This window comes from Sorangium sp. So ce281, assembly GCF_051527395.1.
Lineage (GTDB): Bacteria > Myxococcota_A > Polyangia > Polyangiales > Polyangiaceae > Sorangium > Sorangium cellulosum_B.
Genome location: NZ_CP150322.1, coordinates 2381162 through 2405555, shown reverse-complemented (window position 1 = coordinate 2405555; position 24394 = coordinate 2381162). Strand labels below are relative to the sequence as shown.

Genomic DNA, 24394 nt, shown 5'->3' with positions numbered 1-24394 from the left:
TGCGCAAAGCCGCCGACACCGGCGCAGCGGGGCGGCGCAGCGCGCCCTGGCGAGCGGACTCGGGAGCGCTCGCCATGCGCTCTCGAGGCCACCTCCGGTGCAATGCGGTGAGGGCGAACGGGCTCCCTCCGCCGCGTTCGCCCCTGCTGCCCGCAATCGCCGCCGGACGCGCGCTCAAGGAGCGCTGTAGGACACGATCTCGCCTTCGAAGCGGTAGTCACCGCCGTTGGTCCAGAACACGTCCTGACCTTCCGGGGCGAGGATGCGCCAGGCGAAGTGCTGGCCGAGCGCGAGCACGGTGGTCGTATTGCCCGCGAGATCGTGGGCCTGGACGCTGCGGTTCCGGCTCATGTCCGTCGAGAAGAGCGTCGAGCCCCTGAGGGCCAGCCCCGCCATCGAGCCGCCCTGGTAGATCAGCGTCTTCGCTCCTCCGGCGATCGGCGCCTTGAACACGCCGCCGTCGCCGGCGTTGGCCCAGTAGACGAACTGCGCGTCCACCGCGATCCCGGCCGGCTCGCCCTCGTTCTCGGCGATGACGGTCACGTCCCCGCCCGCCTTCGCCACCTTGTAGACCTTGTTCGTCGTGGCGCCGCCGGTCCAGTAGATGTTCTGTGCGTCCTGCGCCAGGTGCTCCGGCGCCCCGGCGCCTTCCGCGAGGACGACGGGCTCGCCGCCGTCGAGGGGCATCTTGTAGATGTTGTGTCCGTCGCCATCGCCGAAATAGACGGACGACTCGTCCCCGATGACGCTCAGCACGTAGCCGATCTCGACGAGCGTCTCCATCCCCAGGGTCGATTTGTCGACGCGCTTGAGCGCCGAGGGGATGACCGGATCGTTGTCTCCGCCGCTCGCCCAGTACACGTGGGAGGCGTTGACCCACAGCGCCTTGGGGTCGGGATCCGCGGGGGTCATCGCCTCCACCTCGGTCGTGCCCGGCTTGACGCGATAGATGTAGCCGTCGTTCGAGTCCGCGGGCGCCGTGGACTCGGTGCCGCCGCTCGCAAAGTAGAGGTAGGTGTCGTCGGCGGCGAGCGCCATCGGGTAGGCGTGCTGGCTCGCCATCGCCGCCGGCGGGACCATCCCGGCCTGGAAGCGGGAGAAATGAGGGGTCTCCGTGATGACGCCGGCAGGGGAAGCGTCATGACGCCCGAGCCGCGTGAAGTCATCGGAGTCGGCCGGCGCGGTGAAGGCATAGGCGTCGAGGATGGTGTTTTCCCCGAGCTCCGCCTCGAGCTCGACGGTGATCGGCAGCGTGAGCGTGATCGGCTTGTCGAACGTCTGCCCCTCCGGGCCGAGGAGGTACATGGGCCCCACCCCGCCCTCGCGCGCGCCCTCGACGCGCTCGATGGTGATGTCGGTCGCCGCGCTGACCGCGCCCGGCGGCACTTCGATCTTGAACCCGTCGTCCGAGGTGAACACGCCGCCCTGAGCGTCGACCGAGAACTGCGGCTCGTTCCCCTGCGCGGCGCCGTCGTCCGCGTCCGCCCCCCCGCACGACACGCTGCCCAGCCCGCCCGCCACACACGCGAACACCATGAATGAGATTCTTTTCATCGACTAGCTTCTCCGCGGGCGGTCGCCGCCGCCCATGATCGACAGGGTTGCAAGCAGGGGCACGGCCGGAGTCTCCACGGTCGCGAGCCGATGAGATGCGAACATGCCACAGCGGCGCCTCTTACGAGATGATCGTTGGAGTCGGGATCGGGTGTTGTCGGATCGGCTGCTGCCTGGTCGCCATGAAGACAAAGACGCCGTGAGCGCGCTCCGCACTGGCAGTGAAGACGATTGACGCTGCCGAGCACACTGCACGCGGCCCCGGTGCCGCCGTCGCGTCCACACGACAGCGGAGCCCCAGAGCCGCGGGAAGCGAAGCCAAGCATGAGCAAGTAGGACCACCCCCTACCCGTCACGCTGGTCCCGGGTGAGCAGTTGCGCCGCGGCTCATCGGCGGCTCACAAATCGGCGGCCGTGGAGAGCGTCGTGCGCCGGCGGAGGCCCGCCGGCGGCGGGTCAGCGCCCGGGGAGCGGCAGCCCGGCCTGCGCCGAGAGCCGGGCCATCGCGAGCTTCGCGGCGACGAGCGCCTCCTCCGGCGTGCGGCCCGTGGCGGAGAGGTGGCCCATCTTGCGGCCGGGGCGGGCGACCCGCTTGCCGTAGAGGTGGAGCCGGACGCCCGGGATCTCCAGCGCGGCCTCGAACGGCGGCGGCGCGCCGCCGAGCCACACGTCGCCGAGCAGGTTGAGGATCGCCGCGGGGCGGACGATCTCGACCGAGCCGAGCGGCAGGTCGCACACGGCGCGGACCGCCTGCTCGAACTGGCTCGTCGCGCAGGCGACCTCGGAGGCGTGGTAGCTGTTGTGGGGCCGCGGGGCGAGCTCGTTGATGAGCAGGCGGCCGTCCTTGAGCAGGAAGAGCTCGACGACGAGCAGCCCCTCGACGCGCAGGCCGACCGCGAGGTCGAGCGCGATCTGGACCGCCTGCCCCGTCACCGCGGCCGAGAGCGGGCCCGGCAGCAGCGACCAGTCGAGGATCTGGTCGACGTGGTGGTTCAGCGCCGGCGGGTAGACCGCGAGCTTGCCGCTCGGGCTCCGCGCGACGAGCACCGAGAGCTCGGCCTCGAGGTCGAGGGCCTGCTCGACCACGCAGCGCTGGCCGCCGAGCGACGCGAAGAGCGACGCGGCCTCGCGCTCGAGTTCGCCGGTGCCGCCGGCGCCGCCGCCGCCGTCGTCCAGGCGCGCGTCCCCCGAGAGCCGCAGCTGGCCGCGGCCGTCGTACCCGCCGACGCACGACTTCACGAAGCACGCCCCGCCCATGGCGCGCGTCGCCTCGAGGAGCTGCTCGCTCGTCGCGACCTCGCGGAAGGGCCCCACCGGGAAGCCGTTGCGCGCGAGCCAGCCCTTCTGGACGCCGCGATCCTGCACCATGGCCAGCACGTCGGCCGACGGGCGCACCGGCGCGAACCGGGCGGCGGCCACGAGCCCGTCCGTGGCGACCTTCTCGATCTCGAGCGTCACCACGTCGCACTGCGACGCGAGCTCGGCCGCCTGCGTCACGTCGTCGAACGAGGCGACGATGCAGTGATCGAGCACCGAACGGGCCGGGCAGTCCGGGTCAGGGTCGAGGGCGTGGACCTTGTACCCGAGCGTGCGGGCGGCCAGCGCCGTCATGCGGCCGAGCTGGCCGCCACCGAGGATACCGAGCGTGGAGCCGGGAGCGATGGGCATTTCCGGAGGACCTGGTCGAGGGGGAGCGAAACGAGGCCCGGCGAGGCCTGACGAGCTAGACGATGACCGAGTCGCGTAGCACCGCCGCCTCCTGGGCGCCGCGGAAGGCGGCGAGGCGCTCGCGGAGCTCCGGGTGCTTGCCCGACAGGACCGCCGCCGCGAACAGGGCCGCGTTGGCCGCCCCGGGCTTGCCGATCGCCATCGTGGCGACGGGGACGCCCTTCGGCATCTGGACGATCGAGAGCAGCGCGTCCATCCCGTTCAGCGCCGTGGCGGGGATGGGCACGCCGATGACGGGCAGCACCGTCTTGGCGGCGACCATCCCGGGCAGGTGGGCGGCGCCGCCGGCGGCGGCGATGATCACCTCGATCCCGCGCTCCGCGGCCGTGCTCGCGTACTCGAACATCCGGTCCGGCGTGCGGTGCGCCGAGACGACGCGCACCTCGTGCGGGATGCCGAGCTGCGTGAGCAGCTCGCTCGTGACGGCGAGGTGCTCGTAGTCGCTCTTGCCGCCCATGATCACGCCGACCCAGGGCTTCTCGGCCGAGCTCGCTCCCATTTCCGCCGGGGTCCGGCCCTCGCCGGCCCCTCCCTGCGCCATCGTGCTCATCGTTCCACCGCTCACCGGCTCATCGTCCGTCCGTCGTCCGTCATCCGTCGCCCCCCCGCCCGCGTCAGCGCGTGAGCTGATCCAGGAGGCTCAGGCTCTCGCGCTCTTCCTCGCCGATCTCGCCGTCGGACGAGATCATCTCGCGCGCGGCGTTCAGGAAGAGCTGCCGGTGCGCGCGCGGGATCTTCATCGGATCCACGTCGTCGGCCGCGGGCGGCACCTCGAGCCAGCCGCGCACCTGCTTGGCTTCCTCCGCGTCCAGGTGGAGCCGCAGGATCATCTTGCGCACGAACGCGCGCTCCTGGTCGCGCACCTGGAGGTCGGCCCAGGCGAACGAACAGATGAACCGCATCAGCTGGAGGCGTTCTTCGCGAGAAAGCTTGTCGAGCATGGGGCGAGGACTCTAGCCCGGATCCGCCGGCGTTTTGTGTGGAAATCAGCGAGCCGCGCGCCGCGTAAGGGGATTCCCGGTTCCGGAGTGCCAGCCCCCGCCCGGGCGCCCGCTCCTCGCCGCTCAGCGGTACGGGCGGGCGGCGCGCGGGCCGCGCAGCAGCGCCGCCACGTGCAGCTGCTCGCCGAGCAGATCGCGCAGGGTGGCGGGGTCCTCGAGCGGGGCCGGCAGCGTGATCACGATGGCGTGCGGCGCGATCCGCAGCGCGCGCGTGCGGGCCTGCAGGCCCTTGACCGCCTCGCGCATCCTGGGCGAGGCGGCGCGCAGCTGCTCGGGATCGTCGGGATCGAGCGCCACGTCGAGGGGCGGCTCCACCACCAGCGTGATCTCGGAGCGCTCGGGGTGGGGGCCTCGCTCGAAGCAGGTGTCGAGGTGGAACGTCGCGCCGTCGACCTGCGCGTCCCGGATGCGCATGCGGCCCACCTCGAAGCGGCCGTGGACCTCGGCCGCGAACCGCTCCCAGGCCGCGCGCATCCCCGCCATCGGCGTGGGCGGCGGGATGCGCCCGTTCGCGGCGCCGATCTCGGCCGCCAGCGCGGCGAGGTGCTCCAGGAACGCGCCGAGCCAGGGCTGATCGTGGCCCGGCGTCCGCGACCGGACCGACACGTGCTCGTCGTCCAGCCGGACGTCGTCGAAGGCGAGCAGCGCCCGGCGCAGCGGCCCCGCGACCACGGCGCGCACCTGGCCGGGATCGCGCCCGCGCACGCGGTAACGGCGGCCGAAGCCCTCGTCGTCCTCGGACGACAGCGCGAGCAGGAAGCGCCTCACGCCGACCTCCAGGTCGAGCCCCCACGACGGCCAGCGCAGCTCGCCCGCGAGCGCGCCGCTCGACGAGGAGCCCGCGTCGATCCACACCGACGCCGCGGCGCCGGAGAGCGTGCCCGAGAGGCGGAGCTCCAGCGCGTCGAGGGACAGGCCGTGGCGCGCGCCGACCGCTTCCCAGACGGCGCGCCACCTCCCGGAGCCGATCTGCCGCCGCATCGCGCCGAGGCCGGGCGGGCTGTCGAAGACGCCGAGCGCGAGCGGCGTCGTGTGGACGACGCCGTCCGCGCGCGCGAGCTCGACGCGCACCTCGAGCCCCCAGACGAGGGCGACCCAGCCGGCGTCGAACGACGGCGCGACGGAGCGGGGGATCCGGAACCGGAACGGCAGCTCCCGCCCCTCGTCGCGGCTGTCCGCGCGGCGGAACGCGGTGAAGCGGTGCGCCTCGGTCGCGCGGTTCGGCGCGGAGCGGTCGACGCTGAGGAGGCGCTCGACGCCGACCAGCGAGATCTCGATCCCGCGCACGCCCCGGCCCTGCACGTTGCCGAGGGCCACCGCCCCGGAGATCTCGTCGCCCGGCGCGAAGACGCGATCGTCGAGCGAGACCTCGACGAAGGGGCTGTCGCCGCGCGCCGTCGTCCCCGCGGCCGGCGACCGGGCCGGGCGGGTGACGGGGCGGGGCGTGACGAGCACCTCGTAGGACTCCTGGACGTCGAGCCACCACGGGATCGCGATGGAGAGCGTGATGCCGTAGCGGATCTCGGCGCGCGTGCCGAGGTACGAGCAGGGCGCGTCGGCCGGGACCGGGAAGCTCGCGCGGTAGCGCTGCTCGCCCTCCGGGAGCGTCGTCGGCCCCGAGACGCGGGCGACGAGCGAGAGGAAGTGGGGCGGCACGAGGACGCGCTCCTCGACGCGGGCGACCTGCATGCCCTCCAGGTGGAGCTCGATCGCGTCGACCGGCGTCCTCCCGCGGCAGCGGAGCACCAGCTCGACGAGGACGACGTCGCCCGGGTGGACGGTCCTGGACATCCGGAGCTCGACGTCGGGTCGGGTTCGCATGGTGTCCGGCTCAGCGCGGCGGGCGCGGGCTCACTTCACGAGCGGGGCCGGGACGGTCAGGCGGATCGGCCCGCGGGGAGCGCCGCGCTCGAAGAGCTCTCCGCGCCGGTCCGCGACGCCGAGGCGCATGAGCCCGTCCGCGCGCACGAGCGCGAAGGGCGCGCGCGGGGCCGGCGCGTCGCGGACCGAGCCGCCCCGGCCCGCGTCGAACGGGACGATGAAGACCACGACGTCCTCGGCGCCGGCGGCCGGCGCGCGGGGCGGCGCGGCGCGGGCGCAGCGCCCGGCGACCGCGGCGTTCCTGTCCTCGGCGGCGCAGCGGGCGAGCGCGCGGCGATCGTCGTCGGCGCCGCTCCGCGCGACGTGGTCGGCGGCCGCGAGGCGGACCGCCTCCGCGGGGTCGCGCGCGAGCAGGTCCCGGGCCGCGTCGCCGTCGCAGCGGGCGCCGGCCACGGTGAGGGCCGCGAGCGCGTTGGCCCGCACGTAGGGGCGCGCGTCGGCGAGCGCCGCGCAGAGCGCCGCGGCCGCGCGGGCCGGCTGCCCGGCGCGGCCGGCGGCGCGCCCGATCGCGCCCGCCGCGTTGCTCGCCACGGCGGCGTCGGGGTCCTTGAGCAGCGGCAGGAGCAGCGGCAGCGCGTCCTTGTCCCCCGCTGCGCCCAGCGACCAGACCGCGTTGGCGCGGACGCCGGGATCCGGATCGCCCGCGAGCTTGCGGAGCGCGGCGGCGGCCTCCGGGTGCCCCGCGAGCGCCTCGGCGATCTTGCGGCGATCGTCGATGGGCGCCGCCGAGGCCATCCGCGCGAGCGCGGCGCCCGCGGCCTGCCCCGGCATGCGGCCGAGCCCCTCGATCAGCGCGTCGCGCGCGGCGTCCGGCGCGCTCGCGATCGCGGCCGCGACCTCGTGGACGAGGCCCTTGCCGCGCGCGTCGCGCGCGGCCTTCGCGTCCGTCGCGCCGCCGGCGTCGTCCGCGCGCGACAGGGCGCCCGAGAGGGCGATGCCGAGCGCGCCGCGGTCCTGCTCCGCCGCGACCGTGAGGCGCTGGAGCAGCGGCCGGGCGCTCCCTGGGCCGGCGACGCGGGAGAGCGCGATCGCCGCCCGGAGCCGCACGTCGGCCGACTCGTCGTCGAGCGCCGCGAGCAGGGCGGCGTCCACGGCCGCGCCGAGCGTCCCGGCCGCGCGCGCGGCCCCGAGCGCCTCGATCACGGCGAGGCGGAGCGGCGCGGAGCGCGCCTTGGCGAGCGGCAGCAGCGCCGCCTGCGCGCGCGGCGAGCCGGTGCGCCCGAGCAGCTGGACGAGGGCGAGCCTCTCGTCGGGCGCGGTCGCCGGGTCGACCAGCTGGGCGCGCGCCGGGTCGACCGCGCGCCCGTCGGGCCGCGCTGGATCGAGCAGCGCGGTCGCGGCGCGGATGGCCTCCGCGCGGACCGCGGGGTCGGCGTCGCCGAGCAGCTCCAGCACGCCGGGCAGCGCCGCGGGATCGCCGAGCGCGCCGAGGGCGCGCAGCCCGTGCCGGAGCGGGACGACGCCCCGCTGCATCCCCCGCGCGAGCGCGGGCAGCGCTTCCCTGGCCCTGAGCTCGCCGAGCACGAGGGCGGCGCCCGCCGCGGTGTTGGCCGACGGCGCGGCCGCGAGCGCCGCGACGAGCGCGGGGACGGCCGCGGCGCCGGCGCTGACGAGGCCGTCGCGGACCGCCGAGCGCGGCGCCGCGGGGTTGTCCTTCGCGAGCGCCGCGAGCAGCGCCTTCACGGCCGCGTCGGAGCCGATGCGGCCGAGCGCCCGGAGCGCCGCCTCCCGCACGTCGTTGCTCGAGGTGGCGCTGTCGGACGGCCGCGCCCCCGGGAACGCGCCCGCGGCCCCCGGCGACGCCGTGACGAGATCGGCGATCGCCGACGTCGCGTCGTCCGAGCGCAGCCGGCCGAGGGCGGTGACCGCCTCGACGCGCACGTCCTGGGACGCGTCCTGGAGCGCGAGCAGCAGCGCGCTGACCGCGCGCGGGTCTCCGAGCTCTCCGAGCGCGCGCGCCGTGGCCTTGCGGACCTCCGGGATCGAGTCCTGCACCTTGCCGATCAGCGGCACGACGGCGCGCGCGTCGCCGATCCGGCCGAGCGCGCGCGCGACCTCCGCGCGCACCTCCGGCGCGGTGTCGTCGAGGTGGCCGAGCAGGGGCGAGACAGCGTCCGGGAGCCCCGCCGCGCCCATCGCGGTCGCGGCGGCGAGGCGGACGTGCGGGTCGGGATCGCCGAGCACCCGCCCGAGCGCGACGACGGAGCGGTCCGTGGGCGCCGCGCGGATCACGTCGCAGGCCGCGAGCCGCAGGCGCGCGTCGCCCTCGCCGAGCCACTCGATCACGAGGTCCCCCGCGCGCGGCATCCGGAGGCGCACGGCCGCCCCGGCGAGGTGCAGCCGCACCTCGACGTCCGGATCGCTCATGCCCCGCTGGATCAGCCTGATCGCCGTCTCCGGGGCGAGCTCGCCCACGCGGGTCGCGGCCAGGCGCCGCTCCAGGGCGTCGCCCGACGTGAGCGCACGCGCGATCTGCTCCGGCACGTTGGGCCAGAGGGTCGCGGCCGCTCCCCCGGGCGACGCCGCAGCGGCGGCCGAGGCGGCGACGACGAGCAGGACCTGCGGCAGGCGGCGCAGCGGCGAGGACGAACGGCGCACGAGCCGAGCGTAATACAGCGGGCGCGGCCACGTCATGGCGTTCCAGACGGCTCGCTCCGGCGCCGGGCGTGACCTGACATCCGCGAAAGCTCCAGGACTTCCAGCACGCCAGAGTCCTCGATTCAGAGGAGCCCGAGCATCTGCCTGTTCGTGATGCCGAAGCGGTCGTCCAGGAATTTTACGACCGCGTCAATGAGAATGCGCTTCGCCTGTTCGCGCCGGTAACCCACGTGCGTGAGCGCCTGCGCGGCCCTCTGCAGCACCGCCACCACCTCGTTGCGACAGTCGTCATAACTCCCCCCTTTGTAAGGCGAGTGCTCGTGGACGTGGCGCAGGACTCGCTGAACTTCCGGAATGGCACCCAGCTCGCCACCTTTCAGGTACTCGACGAGAACGCTGTTGAAGTAGTCGTCGCCAAACCGTCGCGCAGGATATTGGAACCAATCCTCGAGCATCAATGCAATTCGCAACGCCTCATTGTCCTCGTCCACCGCCCGAACCCCTTCAGACGCGAGCACATCGCTGAGGTGTGTATCCCAGTCATCTCGCCGCTCGTCCGTCCCGTTGAAGATGACATGCAGCTTGGCAGGGCCGTACGAGAGGCCGCTGCGCTTACGGATGACCTCGATCTCCGCCTTCTCCCCTCCGCGAATCCGCCGAAGCCAGGTGCGCGCGACATGGGAAAGGTCCGCATTTTCTTGGTTCTGGAACAGGTCGTCGAGGTCACTCATCGCTTCTCCTCCGGCGGTCTCTCGACAAGTTTGTTCAGGAACGCATCCAGCACCAGGCCCGCTGCGTTCCGGCAGGCGTGCTCGCGATATTTCTTGAACTCATCATCCCTCTCTTCATCGGCGAAATCCACGATCCCTTTGACTACGAGCCAGGCCGCCTGCTCAGCGGCCCCGAGGAGCCCGGCGCCCTCCATCTCACCCCCCACGATGGGCTGCCCGCGCGAGGACAGCGCAGTCAGAAGATGTGCTCGGAACGTCCTGGAATGGATCTTGGCAGCCCCGGAGAGCAGCGCTCCACGATGCACGTGGAACGACCTCGGCGACGACCGCTCAATCTCCCTATCAAGGATCGCCAACAGACCTCGACTCGCGGGCAGCGCCTGCACCTTCGGATATTCGGTCAGCGGGAGCTCATCCTTTGACTTGATCGTGCGCAGATCGTACGGGAGCAGGTGCGTGGATACGAGCACGTCCGCGTGTCGCTGCCGTTGCCGATCGACGCCGAAGGCCATTCCCACCGCGACGACGCCCCGCGCGCCGGTCCACTCCATCCAGCGGATGGCCTGCGCTGCCGAGCCTCGGTGGCGCAAGGCCCCTTCGTCGATCCTGACAACACAGAGCCGCGCAGAGCCGACCTCACCGAGCTCATGGTACTCGCCGATCGGCCCCTTCCTGGTCTCGAACGACAGGCTTCGCACCTCGGCGGCCGCCTTCATCTGTGCTTCCTCGGTCGCGGTGACGACGAAGACGAGGTAGTCCACGCTAGGGATCGACGGCTCGAGGAGGCCCAGTTCGACGTCCCCGTCCGGAAGATCAACGGGCACGTCGAGCAGCAAACGACCGCCACGAACCTGCGCGGGCCAGGTGCGCCTTACCATGGCTGAGGTCTGTAGCATGGACCGAGCGCGAGCGGGGCGGAAGCACCCGATAGGCCTCCGCCGGAGCCTGTGCCCATCGGAGGGCGGGCGCGCCGTGTCCCGGAGGTGCTTACCCGCATGGACCACGGCGTCGCGACCGTTCTGGTGCGACACTGGGGCGAGGTGTCCAACATGATTCCGTTCTCCGTTCTCGACCTTGCCCCGATCGTCCAGGGCGGAGACGCCGCCCAGGCGCTCCGCAACTCGCTCGATCTCGCGCGCCACGCCGAGCGGCTCGGCTATCACCGCTACTGGCTGGCCGAGCACCACAACATGGGCGGCGTCGCCAGCGCCGCGACGTCGATCGTGATCGCGCACGTGGCCGCCGGCACCTCGACGATCCGCGTCGGCGCGGGCGGGATCATGCTGCCGAACCACGCGCCGCTCGTGATCGCCGAGCAGTTCGGCACGCTGGCGTCGCTCTTTCCCGGGCGCATCGATCTGGGCCTCGGGCGCGCTCCGGGCTCCGACCCGATCACCGCCCGCGCGCTCAGGCGCAACCTGGCCGGCGACGCGGACAGCTTCCCCCGGGACGTCCTGGAGCTGATGGGCTACTTCCGCCCGGCGGAGCCTGGCCAGCTCGTGCAGGCCGTGCCCGGCGCCGGGCTCCGCGTGCCGATCTGGATCCTCGGCTCCAGCCTCTTCGGCGCGCAGCTCGCCGCGGCGCTCGGCCTCCCCTACGCCTTCGCCTCGCACTTCGCGCCGGGCCAGATGACGCAGGCGATCGCGCTGTACCGAAGGGAGTTCCGCCCCTCGGACGAGCTCGCAGAGCCCCGCGTCATGCTGGGGATCAACGTGGTCGCCGCCGGCACCGACGAGGAGGCGCGCCGGCTGTGGACCTCGCTCCAGCAGGCCTTCGTCAACCTGCGCCGTGGCCGGCCGGGGCCCTTTCCTCCGCCGGCCGACGATTTCGAGCGCGACCTGAGCCCCCTGGACCGCGCCGGCCTCGAGCAGGCGCTGGCCTGTTCCGTCGTCGGCTCGCCCGAGGCCGTGCGGCGCGGGCTGGACGCCTTCATCACGCGCACCCGCGCCGACGAGCTCATCGTGAGCTCGTCGATCTTCGATCACGCCGCGCGGGTGCGCTCGCTCGAGCTCACGGCAGCGGTGCGCGACGAGCTCGCCCGCGCTGGGTGAAGCGCCTTGCCCGGAGGCGCGGGCTCGCGCTGGGCGGGGCGCCGGCTCGGCACGCAGCGCTCTCCGTCCGGCTCGTTCGCGGGACGGTGGTCGAGCACCTCCGGGCAAGCCCGCCGCACTTCCACGACGGTCCTCCACCACCTCCGGGCAAGCCCGCCGCACTTCCACGACGGTCCTCCACCACCTCCGGGCAAGCCCGCCGCACTTCCACGACGGTGGTCGAGCACCTCCAGGCAAGCCCGCCGCACTTCCACCGAGGTCCTCCACCACCTCCGGGCAAGCCCGCCGCACTTCCACGACGGTCCTCCACCACCTCCGGGCAAGCCCGCCGCACTTCCCCCGAGGTCCTCCACCACCTCCGGACAGCCGTCGGGCGTGCTGGTCATGAGGGATGTCGACGCTGCTCGAAGCTCGGCGAACTCACGATGAGCTCGTCGGCGCGGGTGCGCGTGATGAAGGCGTCCAGCCACCGAGGCGGGCGTAGACGTCGCCCGATCCCGATCCGAGGGTCAGCGACGCGAGGAAGCGGCGGATGCCATCCGCGTCGAGCCACGCCGTTTCGCCGAGGACGAGGCTCTCTCCGTGGGACCAGTTGTAGCGGTAATCCCCCAGCGAGGTGAGCCGCTCGACGCACTCGAGCGCGATCTCCCGCGCGGCGGGCAGGTATTCGAACGAGAGCGCGGGCAGCGGCCTCGAGAGGCCCGAGAGGACCTCGGCCTCGAAGCCTTCGACGTCGATCTTCACGAAGGCGGGAACGCCGAGCTCGTCGATCAGCGCGTCGAGCGTGCGCACCTCGACCTCTGCGCCCTCGGACCATCTCACGCCCCGGAACGACGGATCCCTCTGTACCTTGTCGATCCAGGCGCGCGACAGCGTCGTGACCGTCGGCGCGCGCTCGCTGACGAAGAGGCGCGCTCGTCCCGGCGCCCGACCGAGCGCGGCGTGCAGGAGGACGACGTCCCCGTCGCGCCCATAGAGGCCACGAAGCAGGCGGACGAACACGGCCTGGGGCTCGACGGCGACGACGCGCGCGCCGAGACAGCGGAACGCGCGGATGCGATCCCCCGCGTGCGCCCCGACGTCGAAGCAGAGCGAGCCCGGCGTCACGAACTGCCCGTAAAGACGAGCCATCCGGCGGCCGCGGAGCGGCACGCCGTAGTACATCGCGAGCGAACGCGCGATGCCGAACCAGCTCTCCACGCGCGTCATCGCGCTCCTTACCGCCCCGCGGGTCGAGCCCGGAGCATCGCAGGCCCCGCCCGGCGGCCTGGCGTACCTCGTATCGTCATTCCGCGGCGCAGCTCCGATCGTCAGCCGCCGCGAGCGACGGTAGCACGGCGCCCGCTCACCCGCCGCTCCATGGGGAGCGTATCGATTCCACGTTACCGAGCGGGCGTTTACCGAGCGGGCGTTACGTCCACTTCCGGCGCGTCCGTCCGCTCGGCGAAGGTGACATCAACGGCTTCCCTCGAAGCCGGGGAGGATGCGCGGCGAGGCGGATGGATCCGTCGCGGCGCGCGACGGGTCCCGGCCGCCGGCGTCACCGGCCGTGGTTGCGGATCCACGGGGCGTCGGTGTTACCCCACCATCGGTCACCAAGGTCGGGGTGGTCGTGCCGGTGAGCCCCTGATAAACGGGCGGGCACCGCCCGTGGTCTTCCCGTCACCCCGACGCCATCAGGAGAAGCTAGCATGAGTCGATTCGTGGGCTGCCGCAGCCTGACCGTTCGAGACCCGATGAACGACCTCTCGTTCCCGGTCCTCGTGATGTACCCGACGGACGTCCCTGCCGAGGTCGTCGCCATGGGGCCTTACGCGCTCGAGGTGGCCCGGAACGCGCCCGCGCACGGCGGCCCTTTCCCCTTCGTGGTCATCTCGCATGGCGGCGGCGGGACGCCCCTCGGGTATCGGACGCTCGCGTCCCACCTCGCGCAGAGCGGCTATGTCGTCGCGATGCCCGAGCACCCCGGGGACAACCGCAACGATCGGTCCCTGACCGAGGCGGTCGAGAACCTGGAGCGCCGGCCCCGGCACGCCCGGCTGGCGGTGGACGCCGTCTGCTCCGACGCCGAGCTCGGGCCTCGCCTGCTGGGCGACGACATCGCCGTCATCGGGCACTCGATGGGTGGCTACACCGCGCTCGCCCTCGCGGGCGGGCAGCCCTGGACGGGGCCGGGGCAGCGGGTCGCGGTCACGAAGGACCCGCGCGTCAAGGCGCTGGTCTTGATGGCCCCCGCGGCGTGCTGGTTCGTGCCCAACGACGCCTTGAAGGACGTCGAGGCGCCCATCCTCCTGCTCGTGGCGGAGCACGACCGCATCGCGCCGCGATGGCAGGGGCAGCTCGTCCTCGACCTCGTCCCCGACCCGGCCCGGGTCACGTTCAAGGTCGTCGAGAACGCGAACCATTACTCGTTCCTGAGCCCGTTTCCTCCCCAGATGCGGCGCCCGGACTTCCCGCCCGCGCTCGATCGCGCCGGGTTCGATCGCGAGGCGTTCCACCGTCGGCTCGAGCGCGACGTGCGCGAGTTCCTCGACGCGGCGCTGCGGCGGAGCCCTTCGTCGCCGCCACGTCGACAGCCCGTCCCGGAGGGAGCAGGCGACGCGCCGGCGGCCGTGGAGCCGCCTCACCCCGGATCGAGCCGGTAGACGCGCCCCGTGTTGAACATCACCACGTAGACCTCCCCGGCCGCGTCCTCGCCGAACGAGGACGGGAGTCCATTCGGGTTCAACGCCGAGGTCAGCTCGGCGGGATCGGTCGCTGCCTTGCCGTCCCACACGAAGGAGAAGAAGCGGCCCGTCACGTAGTCGGCGTACAGGTAACGGCCGCGCAGGCACGGGATCTTCGCCCCGCGGTAGACATAGCCGCCGACGATGGAGCCCGCCTCGCTCCGCGGGTGCTCGACCGCGGGCGGGAGGCCGCGCGGCTTGCACGTCGCGCCGGGAGGGTAGCAATGGGCGCCCTCCATCGCTTCCCAGCCGTAATCGTTCCTGCCCTGGCCAGGGCGCTCCACCAGGATCTCTTCCCAGCTCTTCTGGCCGACATCGCCGATGTACATGTCCCCGGTGAGCCGGTCGAAGCTGAACCGCCACGGGTTCCGGAGCCCGTAGTCCCAGATCATCGGGTCACCGCCCGTCATGTTGCCCGCCGGCGCCTTGCCCGGCTGATCGACGTCGATGCGGAGGATCTTGCCGAGCTTCGAGGTGAGATCGGCCGCGGGGCTCGGCGATCGCGCGGAGTCGCCGATCGCGGCGTAGAGATGGCCGTCCTTGCCGAAGGCGAGCATCCCGCCGACGTGGTTCCAGGCGCCGTGCTTCACGTCGACCAGCGACCTGACCGGCTCGGGATGGGCGGAGTCGCCGCCCTGCGCCGCGCGCTTCCACTCCTCGATCACCACGTTGCCGCGCGGGGCCGACGAGTAGTGGAGCCAGAAGCGCCCGTTCTTCGCGTAGTCCGGGTGGAACGCGAGCCCGAGCAGGCCGCCCTCCGCGTTCGGCGCCGGAAAGAACACGCGCGATCGCACGTCGAGGAACGGCGCCTGCTGGACGGCGCCGCCCTTGATGAGCCGGACGACCCCCGTCTTTTCGAGCACGAGGAGGCGCGACGGATCGCCGGGCGGCCCGGCGACATACGTCGGCTGATCGAGCCCGCTCGCCACTAGGGTGAGCTTCAGCTGCGGGACGCCCCCGCACTTCGCCGGGCGGTCGAGCTCCGCGGCGCTCGCGGGCGCCCCCTGCGCCGCGGGAGCGCCTTGTGCGGCCGGCGCCCCCTGCGCGGCCGGCGCCCCCTGCGCGGCCGGCGTGTCTTGCGCGGCGAGCGCCGCGCCAGGCGCCCCCGTGCCCCCCTGAGCCGCCTGGACCGGGCCCCCCGCCGCGGCCTGGCCGGGAGGGCCGCCCTCGCGAGGCTCCTCGGGCGGCCCCGCGACCTGCACGCGCCTGTCACAGGCGGCTACACTGCCAGCGAGCAGGAGGCACCAGGCGGTCCGATGGCACGCTCTCGTCACATAGGCAGCGCGCCCCACGACGCGCCGGTGGCTCGGTCTCTCGGGCAAGCGGGCACCTCCCTCTCCACCTTCACCATGAGAGGCCGCGCCTGGCAAGCCGCGGTCGCGTCGCTGCTGCTGGCCGGCTGCGGCGGCTGCGGCGCGCAGGAGGCGCCCCGGCCCGAGCCGCTCCCCACCGCACCGGCCCAGACCGTCCCGGCGGCCGCGGCCACCACGCGCGCGGCAGGCACCGGCGATCGCCCCGGCCAAGGCGCGGCCCAGGCGCGCGGAGGCCTGCCGCCTTGCAAGGACGGCGACACCGATCCTCACGATCTCCGCTGCACCGGGCTCTACAGCGACCCCGGCGCGCGCACGATCGCGGCCGATGTCCGCGAGTTCAAGCCGGCCTTCGAGCTCTGGAGCGACGGCGCCGAGAAGACGCGCTGGATCTACCTCCCTCTGGGCGCGACCATCGATGTCTCCCGGATGAACGACTGGATCTTTCCTGTCGGCACAAAGCTGTGGAAGGAGTTCCGTCTGCCCGTCGCCGGCGCGAGCCGCCGTATCGAGACGAGGTTCCTGTGGAAGACCGCGGAGGATCGCTGGACGCGCGCCACCTACGTCTGGTCGGAGGACGGAGCGAGCGCGACGCAGGTGAAGGCCGGTGTCCCCCACGTCCCCGGCGCCCCCGACTACGCGATCCCGGCGCAGGTCGACTGCATCCGTTGCCACGCTGGCAAGACCGACAACCCGCTTGGGTTCGAGGCGATCCAGCTCGCCGCGCGGGGCGCCGGCGGCCTGACGTATGCCGAGCTCGTCGAGCGCGGCCTCCTGTCGACGACCTCCGGCGGCCCGCTCCCCGACGCGGCCGCGCTCGAGGTGCCCGGGACCGCGACGGAGCGGCGCGCCCTCGGCCTGCTGCACGTCAACTGCGGCGTCTCGTGCCACCACCGGCTCGGCGTCGCGACGCACTTCGAGATGCGCCTCGACATCGACGCGGCCGGCCGGGTGGGCGACGTGCGCGGCACGCGCGTCTACCAGACGGCGATCAACCAGCCCGCGAAGCTCCGCCCGCCCGGAGCGCCGCCGGGAGCCCGCTATGACCGGCTGAGGCCCCTCGATCCGGATCGCAGCGCCGTGCTCCGCGCCATGTCCCGGCGCGACGCGCCCGGCGCGCCGCCCGAGCAGATGCCGCCGCTCGCGACCCGGCGCGTCGACGAGGAGGCCGTCGCCGCGATCCGCGCCTGGATCGAGGCGATGACCCCTGCCGCCGGCTACCCGCGCCCCTCGCCTTGATCGCTATCGCCCGCCGGGGTTGCCCGGCGCGTCGCGAACATGCCCTCTCGTGGCAGCACCGCATGCCGCCGTCCGAGGCGCCGAGGGGAAGGGAGCGCCGGAAACGCGCGAAGGGCGCCCGCGGGAAACGCCATCGCGCGCGCGCCGGCCCCGTGGTGATCGCGGCCCTCGAGCTTCATGCTCCCGGCGGGTCGCGGCGCCGCGCGGCCCCGACCGACCTCGCGCTCGCCGTGTCCACGGCGCCGGCGGATGCCCGCCCTCACCCGACGAGCGCCCACGACCACGACCGGGGGGAACACGTCACGTGAAGCAGCCGAAAGAGATCAAGACCGCGGAGGGCAAGCTCGGGGTCCTGCTGCCGGGGCTGGGCGCCGTCTCCACGACGACCATCGCAGGCACCCTGCTCGCGCGGCGCGGGCTCGCGGCGCCCATCGGGTCGCTCACCCAGATGGGCACGATCCGGCTCGGCCAGCGCACCGACAAACGCGCGCCCAGGATCAAGGATTTCCTGCCGCTCGCGGCGCTCGATCAGCTGGTGTTCGGCGCGTGGGACATCTTCCCCGACAACGCCTACGAGTCGGCGCGGCACGCGGACGTGCTCGATCAACGCCACCTCGACGCCGTCCGCGAGGAGCTCGAGCGGATCCGCCCGATGTCCGCGGTGTTCTACCCGCAGTACGTCCGGCGGCTCCACGGCAACCACGTGAAGAAGGGCGCGAGCAAGGCCGCGATGGTCGAGCAGGTCCGGGAGGACATCCGCGACTTCCTCCGCGAAAGCGGCGCTGCGCGCGCCGTCGCCGTCTGGTGCGGATCGACCGAGGTCTATACCGCGCCCGCGGAGGTCCACTCCTCCGTCGCGCGCTTCGAGGCGGGCCTCGCCGAGGACCACCCGGCGATCTCGAGCTCCCAGATCTACGCGTGGGCCTGCCTGAAGGAGCGCGTCCCGTTCGCGAACGGCGCCCCGAACCTGACGGTCGATTTCCCGGCCGCGTGGGAGCTCGCGAGCAAGCAGGAGGTCCCCATCGCCGGCAAGGACTTCAAGACCGGCCAGACCCTGATGAAGACGGTGATCGCCCCGGGGCTCAAGGCGAGGATGCTCGGCGTCGCAGGGTGGTTCTCGACGAACATCCTCGGCAACCGCGACGGCGAGGTGCTCGACGACCCGGACTCGTTCCGATCGAAGGAGGTCTCGAAGCTCGGGGTGCTCGAGCACATCCTCCAGCCGCACGTCTACGGCGAGCTCTATGGCAAGCTCTTCCACAAGGTGCGGATCGAGTACTACCCCCCTCGGGGCGACGCCAAGGAGGGGTGGGACAACATCGATCTCGTCGGCTGGCTCGGCTACCCGATGCAGGTGAAGATCAACTTCCTCTGCCGCGACTCGATCCTCGCCGCGCCGCTCGTGCTCGACCTGGCGCTCCTCCTGGATCTCGCGCAGCGCGCCGGGCTGCGCGGCACGCAGGAGTGGCTCAGCTTCTACTTCAAGAGCCCCATGACCGCGCCGGCGCTGTACCCGGAGCACGATCTCTTCATCCAGTCGATGAAGCTCAAGAACACGATGCGCTGGCTCATGGGGGAGGACCTCATCACCCACCTGGGCAACGAGTACTACGACTGAATCGCGACGAGCCCGCGCGACGCGAGCGGCTCGAGCTCGCCGGCGCTCGACGCGCGGTTCGCGTCGCGGTCGCTCCAGAGCACGAGCGGCGTGCTGGCGGCGCTGCCGCGAGTCGTGCCAGTCTGGTCCAACCCGCATCCTGCCGGACGGCTGAGCCTTATCCGCGCGGCGGCGCGTAGAAATCCACGATCCGGATCGGCTCGGTCAGGCGCACGCGCACCCGCGATCGCTCCCCGCGGACGTCGCCGCCAATCTGGAAGCTCGTCACCGGGTCCATCTCGATCGTGACCTCGTCCACGAAGTAATCGAACACCGTCTCGAGGTCGTCGTACTCCCCGCTCCAGATGCGCGAGAAATTCCGCATGAACGTGAACGGCGAGACCACCGACACGCGCAGTTGCATGCGGTCCTGGCGATCGTCCGCATAGGGGAACATCCGGAAGCCGAAGCCGTAATAGGGGATCGTCGACAGCGCCGCGATCTTCGCCGGCCCCTCGTAGATGACGCCGCCCTTCTTGATGGGCGCCCCCAGCATCGCCCCCTTCTCGCCGACGCGGATCGCGTCGTTGCCCTCGTTGATGATGCGGCAGTGCGGTGTTCGCCGCACGAGGTAGCTCGGGATCGTCCGCGTCGTCGCGGCGACGGCGTACGCCACCGGCCCCGGCGCGAGCCGCTTCAGCGGGCCCCGCGCGAGCGCCGACTTCACCGCGTTGTAGTCGCGGAGCATCACCGCGTCGATCCCGAAGCCGCAGAACGGCGACAGGATGTCCTCGGCCTCCACCAGCCGCAGGTTCCGGCTCCCGGCCTCGGCGCGCAGCCGCTGGAGGTCGACCGCGAGCCCGGGCTTCGCGCCCGCGCCGGCGGACGCGCCGAGCACCCACGCCAGCGAGTTGCCCGTCCCCAGGCGCAGCAGACCGAACCGCGGCAGCGGCAGCCCGCGCCGCTTCGCCTCGTTCACCACGGCCGTCACCACCACCGTGAACGTCCCGTCGCCGCCGCCCGTGAGGATCGTGCCGTAACCCCGGTCGACCAGGATCCGCGCGATGCCCTCGCTCTCCTCCACCCGCCGCGAGACGAACAGATCCCCCGTGTCAAGGATCTGATCGAGCGTCTCGATCACCTCCGCCGTCACGCTCTTGGCGTTGCCGTTCACCACCACGGCAATCCGGCCGCTCGCCGCGCCTCGCGGTATTTCGCTCGCACGACGCGGCGCATCAGCGACCACGGCCTTGGGGACGTCATCGGCGGGGCCGCGACCGGCGGGCGGAGAGGTCATACACCGCGATCTACCACGACCCACCCCTGCGCTTGGTGCGCGGGATCGCGCGGGCTGGCTGTCTGGATGGATGGATGGATGGATGACCAACCGCCCGGCCGGCGGCCGGCGCGCGACAGACGCCGCGGGCGTGGCCTGCGCCGGACCGCAGCGCCGAGCCCGCCGAGGCCGGCGATTGTGGACCGATGTGGCCGACGCGACGCATCGACCCCGCCCGACGACCGGCTTCCGGGACGCCCGATAGCGTGCGATGCTCGCTGGTTTGGCTCCCGGACCGATCTTGGGTCATGCTGCCCTTCGGGAAAGCGAAAAGCCTCCCCGAAACTTAGTGGACGGGGTGGTCGATTTTTTGGTAAGGCGACGACCTGGTGAGCCAATCGGGCTTGACAGCCGTGCGGGTCTTTACCGCCGCGCGGGCGGCGCGCGCTTGAGGCGAAGGGCCGCGACGATCTCGTACCCAGCGGGGGACGCAGCGACATGCCGAAGATCACAAAGCAGGGCAGCTCCGAGAAGGCGACGGGTATGAAGAAGAAGGCCTCTTCGAGCAGCAAGGGGGGCGCAGAAGCTCAACTTGCGAAGCCCGTGAATCCGGTAATCAAGGAAGATTCGAAATCAGCGTCGAGCGCGTCGAAGCGTAAGCTCGGCCTCCGTGGCGCTGCGCCCTGGGCTGCGCGGCACGCCGCGAAGCACGCCGCCGAGGCGCGGGCCCGGGCCGCGGAGCCGGCGCCCCCTGGCAGCGCCCGGGCGACCATCCGCGTGCCGAGCGGCGCCGAGGAGATCAAGGCGAAGATCGCCGAGCTCCACAACCAGACCCAGAAGATCCGCACGCTCCGCAAGCGGCTCGACAAGGGGTTCTTCGATATCGGGGTGGTGCTCGCCGAGATCCAGCAGCAGGAGCTGTATCAGGCGAAGGGCTACGGCTCGTTCGAGGCGTTCCTCGAGCGCGAGATCGACCTCGGCAAGCAGACGTCGTTGCGCCTCATCAAGGTCGCCCACGTCTTCCAGCGCGAGGTGGCCCTCGACTACGGCATGGACCGGCTGTTCGTGGCGCTCGCCGCCCTCGAGGGCGAGGTGCCCAAGCCCGCCCCCTCCGCGATCCCCTCCGCCCCCGGCTCCAAGCCTCCCCTCCCCCTGAAGCCCCCCATGCGTATCGTGGGGTGAACGCCGCTCGACGGTGCGCGTACCGGGCCCCGTCAGCTTCCAGCGCCGCGGGGGGGTGACGAGCCGATCGGGCGCTCGACGGGCTCGGGGACGAAGCGGGGGAGGCTCACCCGGACCGTCGTGCCGTCGGCGGCGTGCGCGGCGACATCCACGCGGCCCGCGTGCTGGTCGACGATCTTCCGGACGATCGCGAGCCCGAGGCCCGTGCCCGCCGCCTTCGTCGTGAAGAACGGATCGAAGATCTCGGCGAGGATCGTCGGCGCGATCCCTGGCCCCGTGTCCCCGATCGACAGCCACACCTGGTGCGCGTCCCCCGACGCGCAGGCCCGCAACACCCCGCCGTCGGGCATCACGTCGAGCGCGTTGACGACGAGGTTCAAGACCACCTGCTTGAGCTTCTCGACGTCGCCCAGCGCGAAGCAGTCGTCCGCCAGATCGCGGACGACCTCGACGTGGTGGCTCGCGAACGCCTCCTCCTCGAGGTCGAGCACGTCGCGCACGACGCGGGCCAGATCGACGGGCTCCCGGTGGGGCGCGCGCGGCCGGGCGAGCTCGAGGAACTCGCCGAGGAGCCTGCCCAGCCGGGCGATCTCCGCCTCGACGATGCCGACGCGCCGCTTCATGGGCTCGCGGATCGCCTCGTCGGAGAGGCGGTCGATGCCGCGGCTGAGCAGGTGGAGCTCCAGGACCGCGGCGTTCAGCGGGTTCCTGATCTCGTGGGCGAGCCCGAGGGCGAGCGGGGCCATGGCGTTCAGGGCCTCGGCGTCGGCGGCCCGCCGCTCGAGGGCGCGCCGCTCGGTCACGTCGATGCCGATGCCGTAGACGAGGTCGGTCCTGCCGCCGCGCCCGCCGCCGCGGACGCCGGAGAGGTGCCAGCGCACGCGGCGGATCGCGCCCACCGCGTCCCGGACGCCGACCTCGACCTCGGCGGCGGCGTCGCCCTCGACCACGCTCAGGAACGACTGGTTGAACCGGCGCTGATCGGGCTCGTCGACGAGCGCCTCGGAGAACGCCATGCCGAGCGCGCCGTCGCAGGACACGCCGGTCAGCGCGGACAGGCGCGGGTTGAAGAGCGCGACGCTGCCGCCGGCGTTCAGGCCGAGGATGAGCACGTCCGCCGCGTCGATGATCGCCCGGTACCGGCGCTCGAGCTCTTCCCGCTCCCGCTTCAGCGAGATCTTCTCGATCGCCTGGGCCACGGTGGAGATGAGCTCCTCCGGGCGGAACGACTTGAGGATGAAGGCGAAGGCGCCGGCGCGGAGCGCGGCCATGGCGGCGTCGACGGTCGCGAAGCCGGTCACGAGGACGATCTCGCCGTGGGGGGCGGCGGCGCGGAGCGGGGCGATGAGCTCGAGGCCGCTCGCGTCCGGGAGCTTGACGTCGACGACCGCGACGTCGAACCCGTCGCGCCGGGCGGCCGCGAGCCCCTGCTTGCCGTCGGGCGCGAGGGCGACCTCCACGTCGAGCTCGCGCGCGCCCTCGAGGACCTCGCGGAGGTTTGCGGCGAGGCTCGTGTTGTCGTCCACGATCAGGATTCGAGCGGGCACCTGGGGTCTCCTGGGCGAGCGGTCCGGCGGGCGGCCCGGGGCGCGGGGCGTCCTTCCGCTTTGGGGTGTTTCCTAAATTGTATGCTATGAGCCGCCGTCATGCGGTTCGTCGATCGGTGCCGTCTGAAGGTGATCGCCGGGGATGGCGGCAATGGAGCGATCGCATTCCGTCGTGAGAAGTACATCCCGTTCGGCGGCCCCGCGGGTGGAGACGGCGGCCGCGGCGGGGACGTCGTCTTCGTGGGCGACGGGGGCCTGTCCACGCTACTCGACTTCACCTACGCGCGCACGCTCGAGGCCGACCGGGGCGAGCACGGGATGGGGAGCGACTGCCACGGGCGCGCCGGCGCCGACCGGGTCGAGAAGCTCCCCGTGGGGACGCAGATCTTCGACGCGGAGAGCGGCGAGCTGATCGCCGACGTGACCGAGCACGGCCAGCGGGTCATCGTCGCCCGCGGCGGCAAGGGGGGCCGCGGCAACCTGCACTTCAAGTCGCCGCACGACAGGGCTCCGCGGCGCGCGGAGCCGGGCGAGCCGGGCGAGGCCCGTGAGCTCCGCCTCGAGCTGAAGGTGCTCGCCGACATCGGCCTGCTCGGCTTCCCGAACGCCGGCAAGAGCACCTTCGTCGCGGCCGTCTCGGCGGCTCGGCCCAAGATCGGCGACTACCCGTTCACGACGCTCACCCCGATCCTGGGCATGGTCGAAATCGGCGGCGGCGTCCGGGCGGGCGGGTCGAGCTTCGTCATCGCGGACATCCCGGGGCTGGTCCCTGGCGCGAGCGAGGGGGTCGGGCTCGGCATCCAGTTCCTGAAGCACGTGGAGCGGACGCGGGCGCTCCTCCACCTCGTGACGCTCGACCCGGGCGAGGGCCGCGAGCCGCTCGCCGACTACCGGGCGCTCCGCAAGGAGCTCAAGAAGTTCAGCCCGGAGATCGCGGTGCGCCCGGAGATCGTCGCCCTGACGAAGGCCGATCTGACCGAGGTGCGCGAGGCCTACCCGAAGCTCAAGGCGCGGTTCGCGAAGGCGAAGGTGAAGCTCCACCTCATCAGCGCTGCGACGGGCGAGGGGGTGCCGGAGCTCGTCCGCGAGCTCGCGGCGCTCGCGCGCAAGCGGGAAGAGCCGGCAGAGCAGGACGGCTGAGCGCCTCGGCCCGGACGGCGGGCGCGGCGCGCACCGACGGCGCGGCGTGAGCGCCGCCGCCGTCGGCGCATCGTGACACGGCGGAGCCCGCTGGCGCGCTGGCTCGAACGGACGCTGGCTCGCGGAACGCGAAAGAACGCGGAAGAACACTGAAGAACGCGGATGGCGGCGCAGAGCCGGCGCCTCGCGCCCCCTCGTCATCACATCACCCGTCATCCGGCGCACTGGAAAAAGGGGGGCAGCCGCCTTCGTGCGCACAGACACGAAGTGTTCTCACGTGGGGTGGTCCTCCACATCCGTCGTTATTTGGTTCGAGCGGGCGCGCGCGCCACCTGGACAGGAGAGCAAAACTCGAGTCCAATTTACGATCCAGACTCACGTGTCCTGTCGGAAGGAGAAGCCTTATGCGCTGGTCGACCCCCAACAACCCCTCTTCTCTCGCGTGGCGTGTGGCCCTCCTCGTGGCGCTCGGCGCGGGCGGGACGGCGCGCGCGGATGTGGCGCAGCCGAACGGCACCGTCGTCCCGGTGGTCACGAGCCGATTGAGCGATCTGCTGAACGGCTCGGAGAAGAACGACATGCTCGACGAGATGATCGACGTCGTGGCCGACGCCGCGGTGGAGCCCCAGGTGTTCTCGCCGCTCTGCGAGTTCAGCGGCAAGTACATCGAGAAGGGGGGGCGGCGCCAACTTCGCGGTCGGCTGGTACAACGTCGACGATGGCCGCGACGGCGACGACCCGCCGCTGTACGTCCCCGTCGACACCGGAGCCAACCTCAGCACCCCGGCGCCGGAGAGCGATATCCAGATCCTCTTTCCGTTCTCGGGCTCCCT

General features: G+C 72.6%; 19 protein-coding genes. 6 read left to right on the top strand and 13 right to left on the bottom strand.

What is annotated here, in order from left to right; translation table 11 throughout:
* Positions 1 to 174: 174 nt before the first annotated feature.
* The 8 genes from WMF27_RS09165 to WMF27_RS09130 form a co-directional block, all read right to left on the bottom strand.
* The gene (locus WMF27_RS09165) at positions 175 to 1554 is read right to left on the bottom strand and encodes a DUF5050 domain-containing protein (RefSeq protein WP_437769304.1); all 1380 of its coding nucleotides are present in this window, start codon (positions 1552 to 1554) and stop codon (positions 175 to 177) included.
* A 456-nt stretch (positions 1555 to 2010) separates the two neighbouring features.
* Positions 2011 to 3222: a 5-(carboxyamino)imidazole ribonucleotide synthase gene (gene purK / locus WMF27_RS09160; protein ID WP_437769305.1), complete on the bottom strand. Its 1212-nt coding sequence runs from the start codon at positions 3220 to 3222 to the stop codon at positions 2011 to 2013.
* Positions 3223 to 3277: 55 nt separating this feature from the next.
* Complete coding sequence (purE, locus tag WMF27_RS09155) at positions 3278 to 3781, bottom strand: 5-(carboxyamino)imidazole ribonucleotide mutase (protein WP_173427451.1); 504 nt, start codon at positions 3779 to 3781, stop codon at positions 3278 to 3280.
* 115 nt (positions 3782 to 3896) lie between these two features.
* On the bottom strand, positions 3897 to 4223 hold the full coding sequence (locus tag WMF27_RS09150) for a TerB family tellurite resistance protein (protein ID WP_012234447.1): 327 nt from the start codon (positions 4221 to 4223) through the stop codon (positions 3897 to 3899).
* Between the two features lie 123 nt (positions 4224 to 4346).
* The gene (locus tag WMF27_RS09145) at positions 4347 to 6104 is read right to left on the bottom strand and encodes a hypothetical protein (RefSeq protein WP_437769306.1); all 1758 of its coding nucleotides are present in this window, start codon (positions 6102 to 6104) and stop codon (positions 4347 to 4349) included.
* A 30-nt stretch (positions 6105 to 6134) separates the two neighbouring features.
* Positions 6135 to 8762 (bottom strand): HEAT repeat domain-containing protein, encoded by a 2628-nt coding sequence (locus WMF27_RS09140; protein ID WP_437769307.1) that lies wholly within the window; start codon positions 8760 to 8762, stop codon positions 6135 to 6137.
* 122 nt (positions 8763 to 8884) lie between these two features.
* A complete protein-coding gene (locus tag WMF27_RS09135; protein ID WP_437769308.1) occupies positions 8885 to 9493 on the bottom strand; it encodes a hypothetical protein in 609 nt (202 codons plus the stop codon).
* Positions 9490 to 10371, bottom strand: coding sequence for a hypothetical protein (locus WMF27_RS09130; RefSeq protein ID WP_437769309.1), 882 nt, complete (start codon positions 10369 to 10371; stop codon positions 9490 to 9492). Before WMF27_RS09130 ends, WMF27_RS09135 begins: the two co-directional genes overlap by 4 nt.
* A gap of 171 nt (positions 10372 to 10542) precedes the next feature.
* Between WMF27_RS09130 and WMF27_RS09125 the strand changes: the two genes are divergently transcribed.
* On the top strand, positions 10543 to 11544 hold the full coding sequence (locus WMF27_RS09125) for an LLM class flavin-dependent oxidoreductase (RefSeq protein WP_437769881.1): 1002 nt from the start codon (positions 10543 to 10545) through the stop codon (positions 11542 to 11544).
* A gap of 420 nt (positions 11545 to 11964) precedes the next feature.
* On the opposite strand, the gene WMF27_RS09120 is transcribed toward WMF27_RS09125, so the two are convergent.
* Positions 11965 to 12753, bottom strand: a complete 789-nt coding sequence (locus WMF27_RS09120; protein ID WP_437769310.1) for an FkbM family methyltransferase — start codon at positions 12751 to 12753, stop codon at positions 11965 to 11967.
* 482 nt (positions 12754 to 13235) lie between these two features.
* On the opposite strand from WMF27_RS09120, the gene WMF27_RS09115 reads away from it, so the two are divergent.
* Positions 13236 to 14189 carry an alpha/beta hydrolase family protein gene (locus WMF27_RS09115; protein WP_437769311.1) on the top strand — a complete coding sequence of 318 codons (954 nt, stop codon included), beginning with the start codon at positions 13236 to 13238 and terminating at the stop codon, positions 14187 to 14189.
* Here WMF27_RS09115 and WMF27_RS09110 read toward each other — a convergent pair.
* Complete coding sequence (locus WMF27_RS09110) at positions 14168 to 15472, bottom strand: PQQ-dependent sugar dehydrogenase (RefSeq protein WP_437769312.1); 1305 nt, start codon at positions 15470 to 15472, stop codon at positions 14168 to 14170. The two genes, WMF27_RS09115 and WMF27_RS09110, sit on opposite strands and share 22 nt — an antisense overlap.
* Positions 15473 to 15619: 147 nt before the next feature.
* Here WMF27_RS09110 and WMF27_RS09105 point away from each other — a divergent pair, with 147 nt between their 5' ends.
* Both WMF27_RS09105 and WMF27_RS09100 read left to right on the top strand, forming a co-directional pair.
* Positions 15620 to 16819: a hypothetical protein gene (locus tag WMF27_RS09105; RefSeq protein WP_437769313.1), complete on the top strand. Its 1200-nt coding sequence runs from the start codon at positions 15620 to 15622 to the stop codon at positions 16817 to 16819.
* Between the two features lie 304 nt (positions 16820 to 17123).
* Positions 17124 to 18437: an inositol-3-phosphate synthase gene (locus WMF27_RS09100; RefSeq protein ID WP_437769314.1), complete on the top strand. Its 1314-nt coding sequence runs from the start codon at positions 17124 to 17126 to the stop codon at positions 18435 to 18437.
* Here WMF27_RS09100 and WMF27_RS09095 read toward each other — a convergent pair.
* Positions 18428 to 18568: a hypothetical protein gene (locus WMF27_RS09095; RefSeq protein ID WP_437769315.1), complete on the bottom strand. Its 141-nt coding sequence runs from the start codon at positions 18566 to 18568 to the stop codon at positions 18428 to 18430. The two genes, WMF27_RS09100 and WMF27_RS09095, sit on opposite strands and share 10 nt — an antisense overlap.
* A gap of 26 nt (positions 18569 to 18594) precedes the next feature.
* Positions 18595 to 19593: a diacylglycerol/lipid kinase family protein gene (locus WMF27_RS09090; RefSeq protein ID WP_437769316.1), complete on the bottom strand. Its 999-nt coding sequence runs from the start codon at positions 19591 to 19593 to the stop codon at positions 18595 to 18597.
* 597 nt (positions 19594 to 20190) lie between these two features.
* Here WMF27_RS09090 and WMF27_RS09085 point away from each other — a divergent pair.
* A complete protein-coding gene (locus tag WMF27_RS09085) occupies positions 20191 to 20874 on the top strand; it encodes a hypothetical protein (protein WP_012234436.1) in 684 nt (227 codons plus the stop codon).
* 32 nt (positions 20875 to 20906) lie between these two features.
* Here WMF27_RS09085 and WMF27_RS09080 read toward each other — a convergent pair whose 3' ends face one another.
* On the bottom strand, positions 20907 to 22421 hold the full coding sequence (locus tag WMF27_RS09080; RefSeq protein ID WP_437769317.1) for an ATP-binding protein: 1515 nt from the start codon (positions 22419 to 22421) through the stop codon (positions 20907 to 20909).
* 99 nt (positions 22422 to 22520) lie between these two features.
* Here WMF27_RS09080 and obgE point away from each other — a divergent pair, with 99 nt between their 5' ends.
* Positions 22521 to 23561, top strand: a complete 1041-nt coding sequence (gene obgE / locus WMF27_RS09075; protein ID WP_437769318.1) for a GTPase ObgE — start codon at positions 22521 to 22523, stop codon at positions 23559 to 23561.
* Positions 23562 to 24394 lie beyond the last annotated feature (833 nt).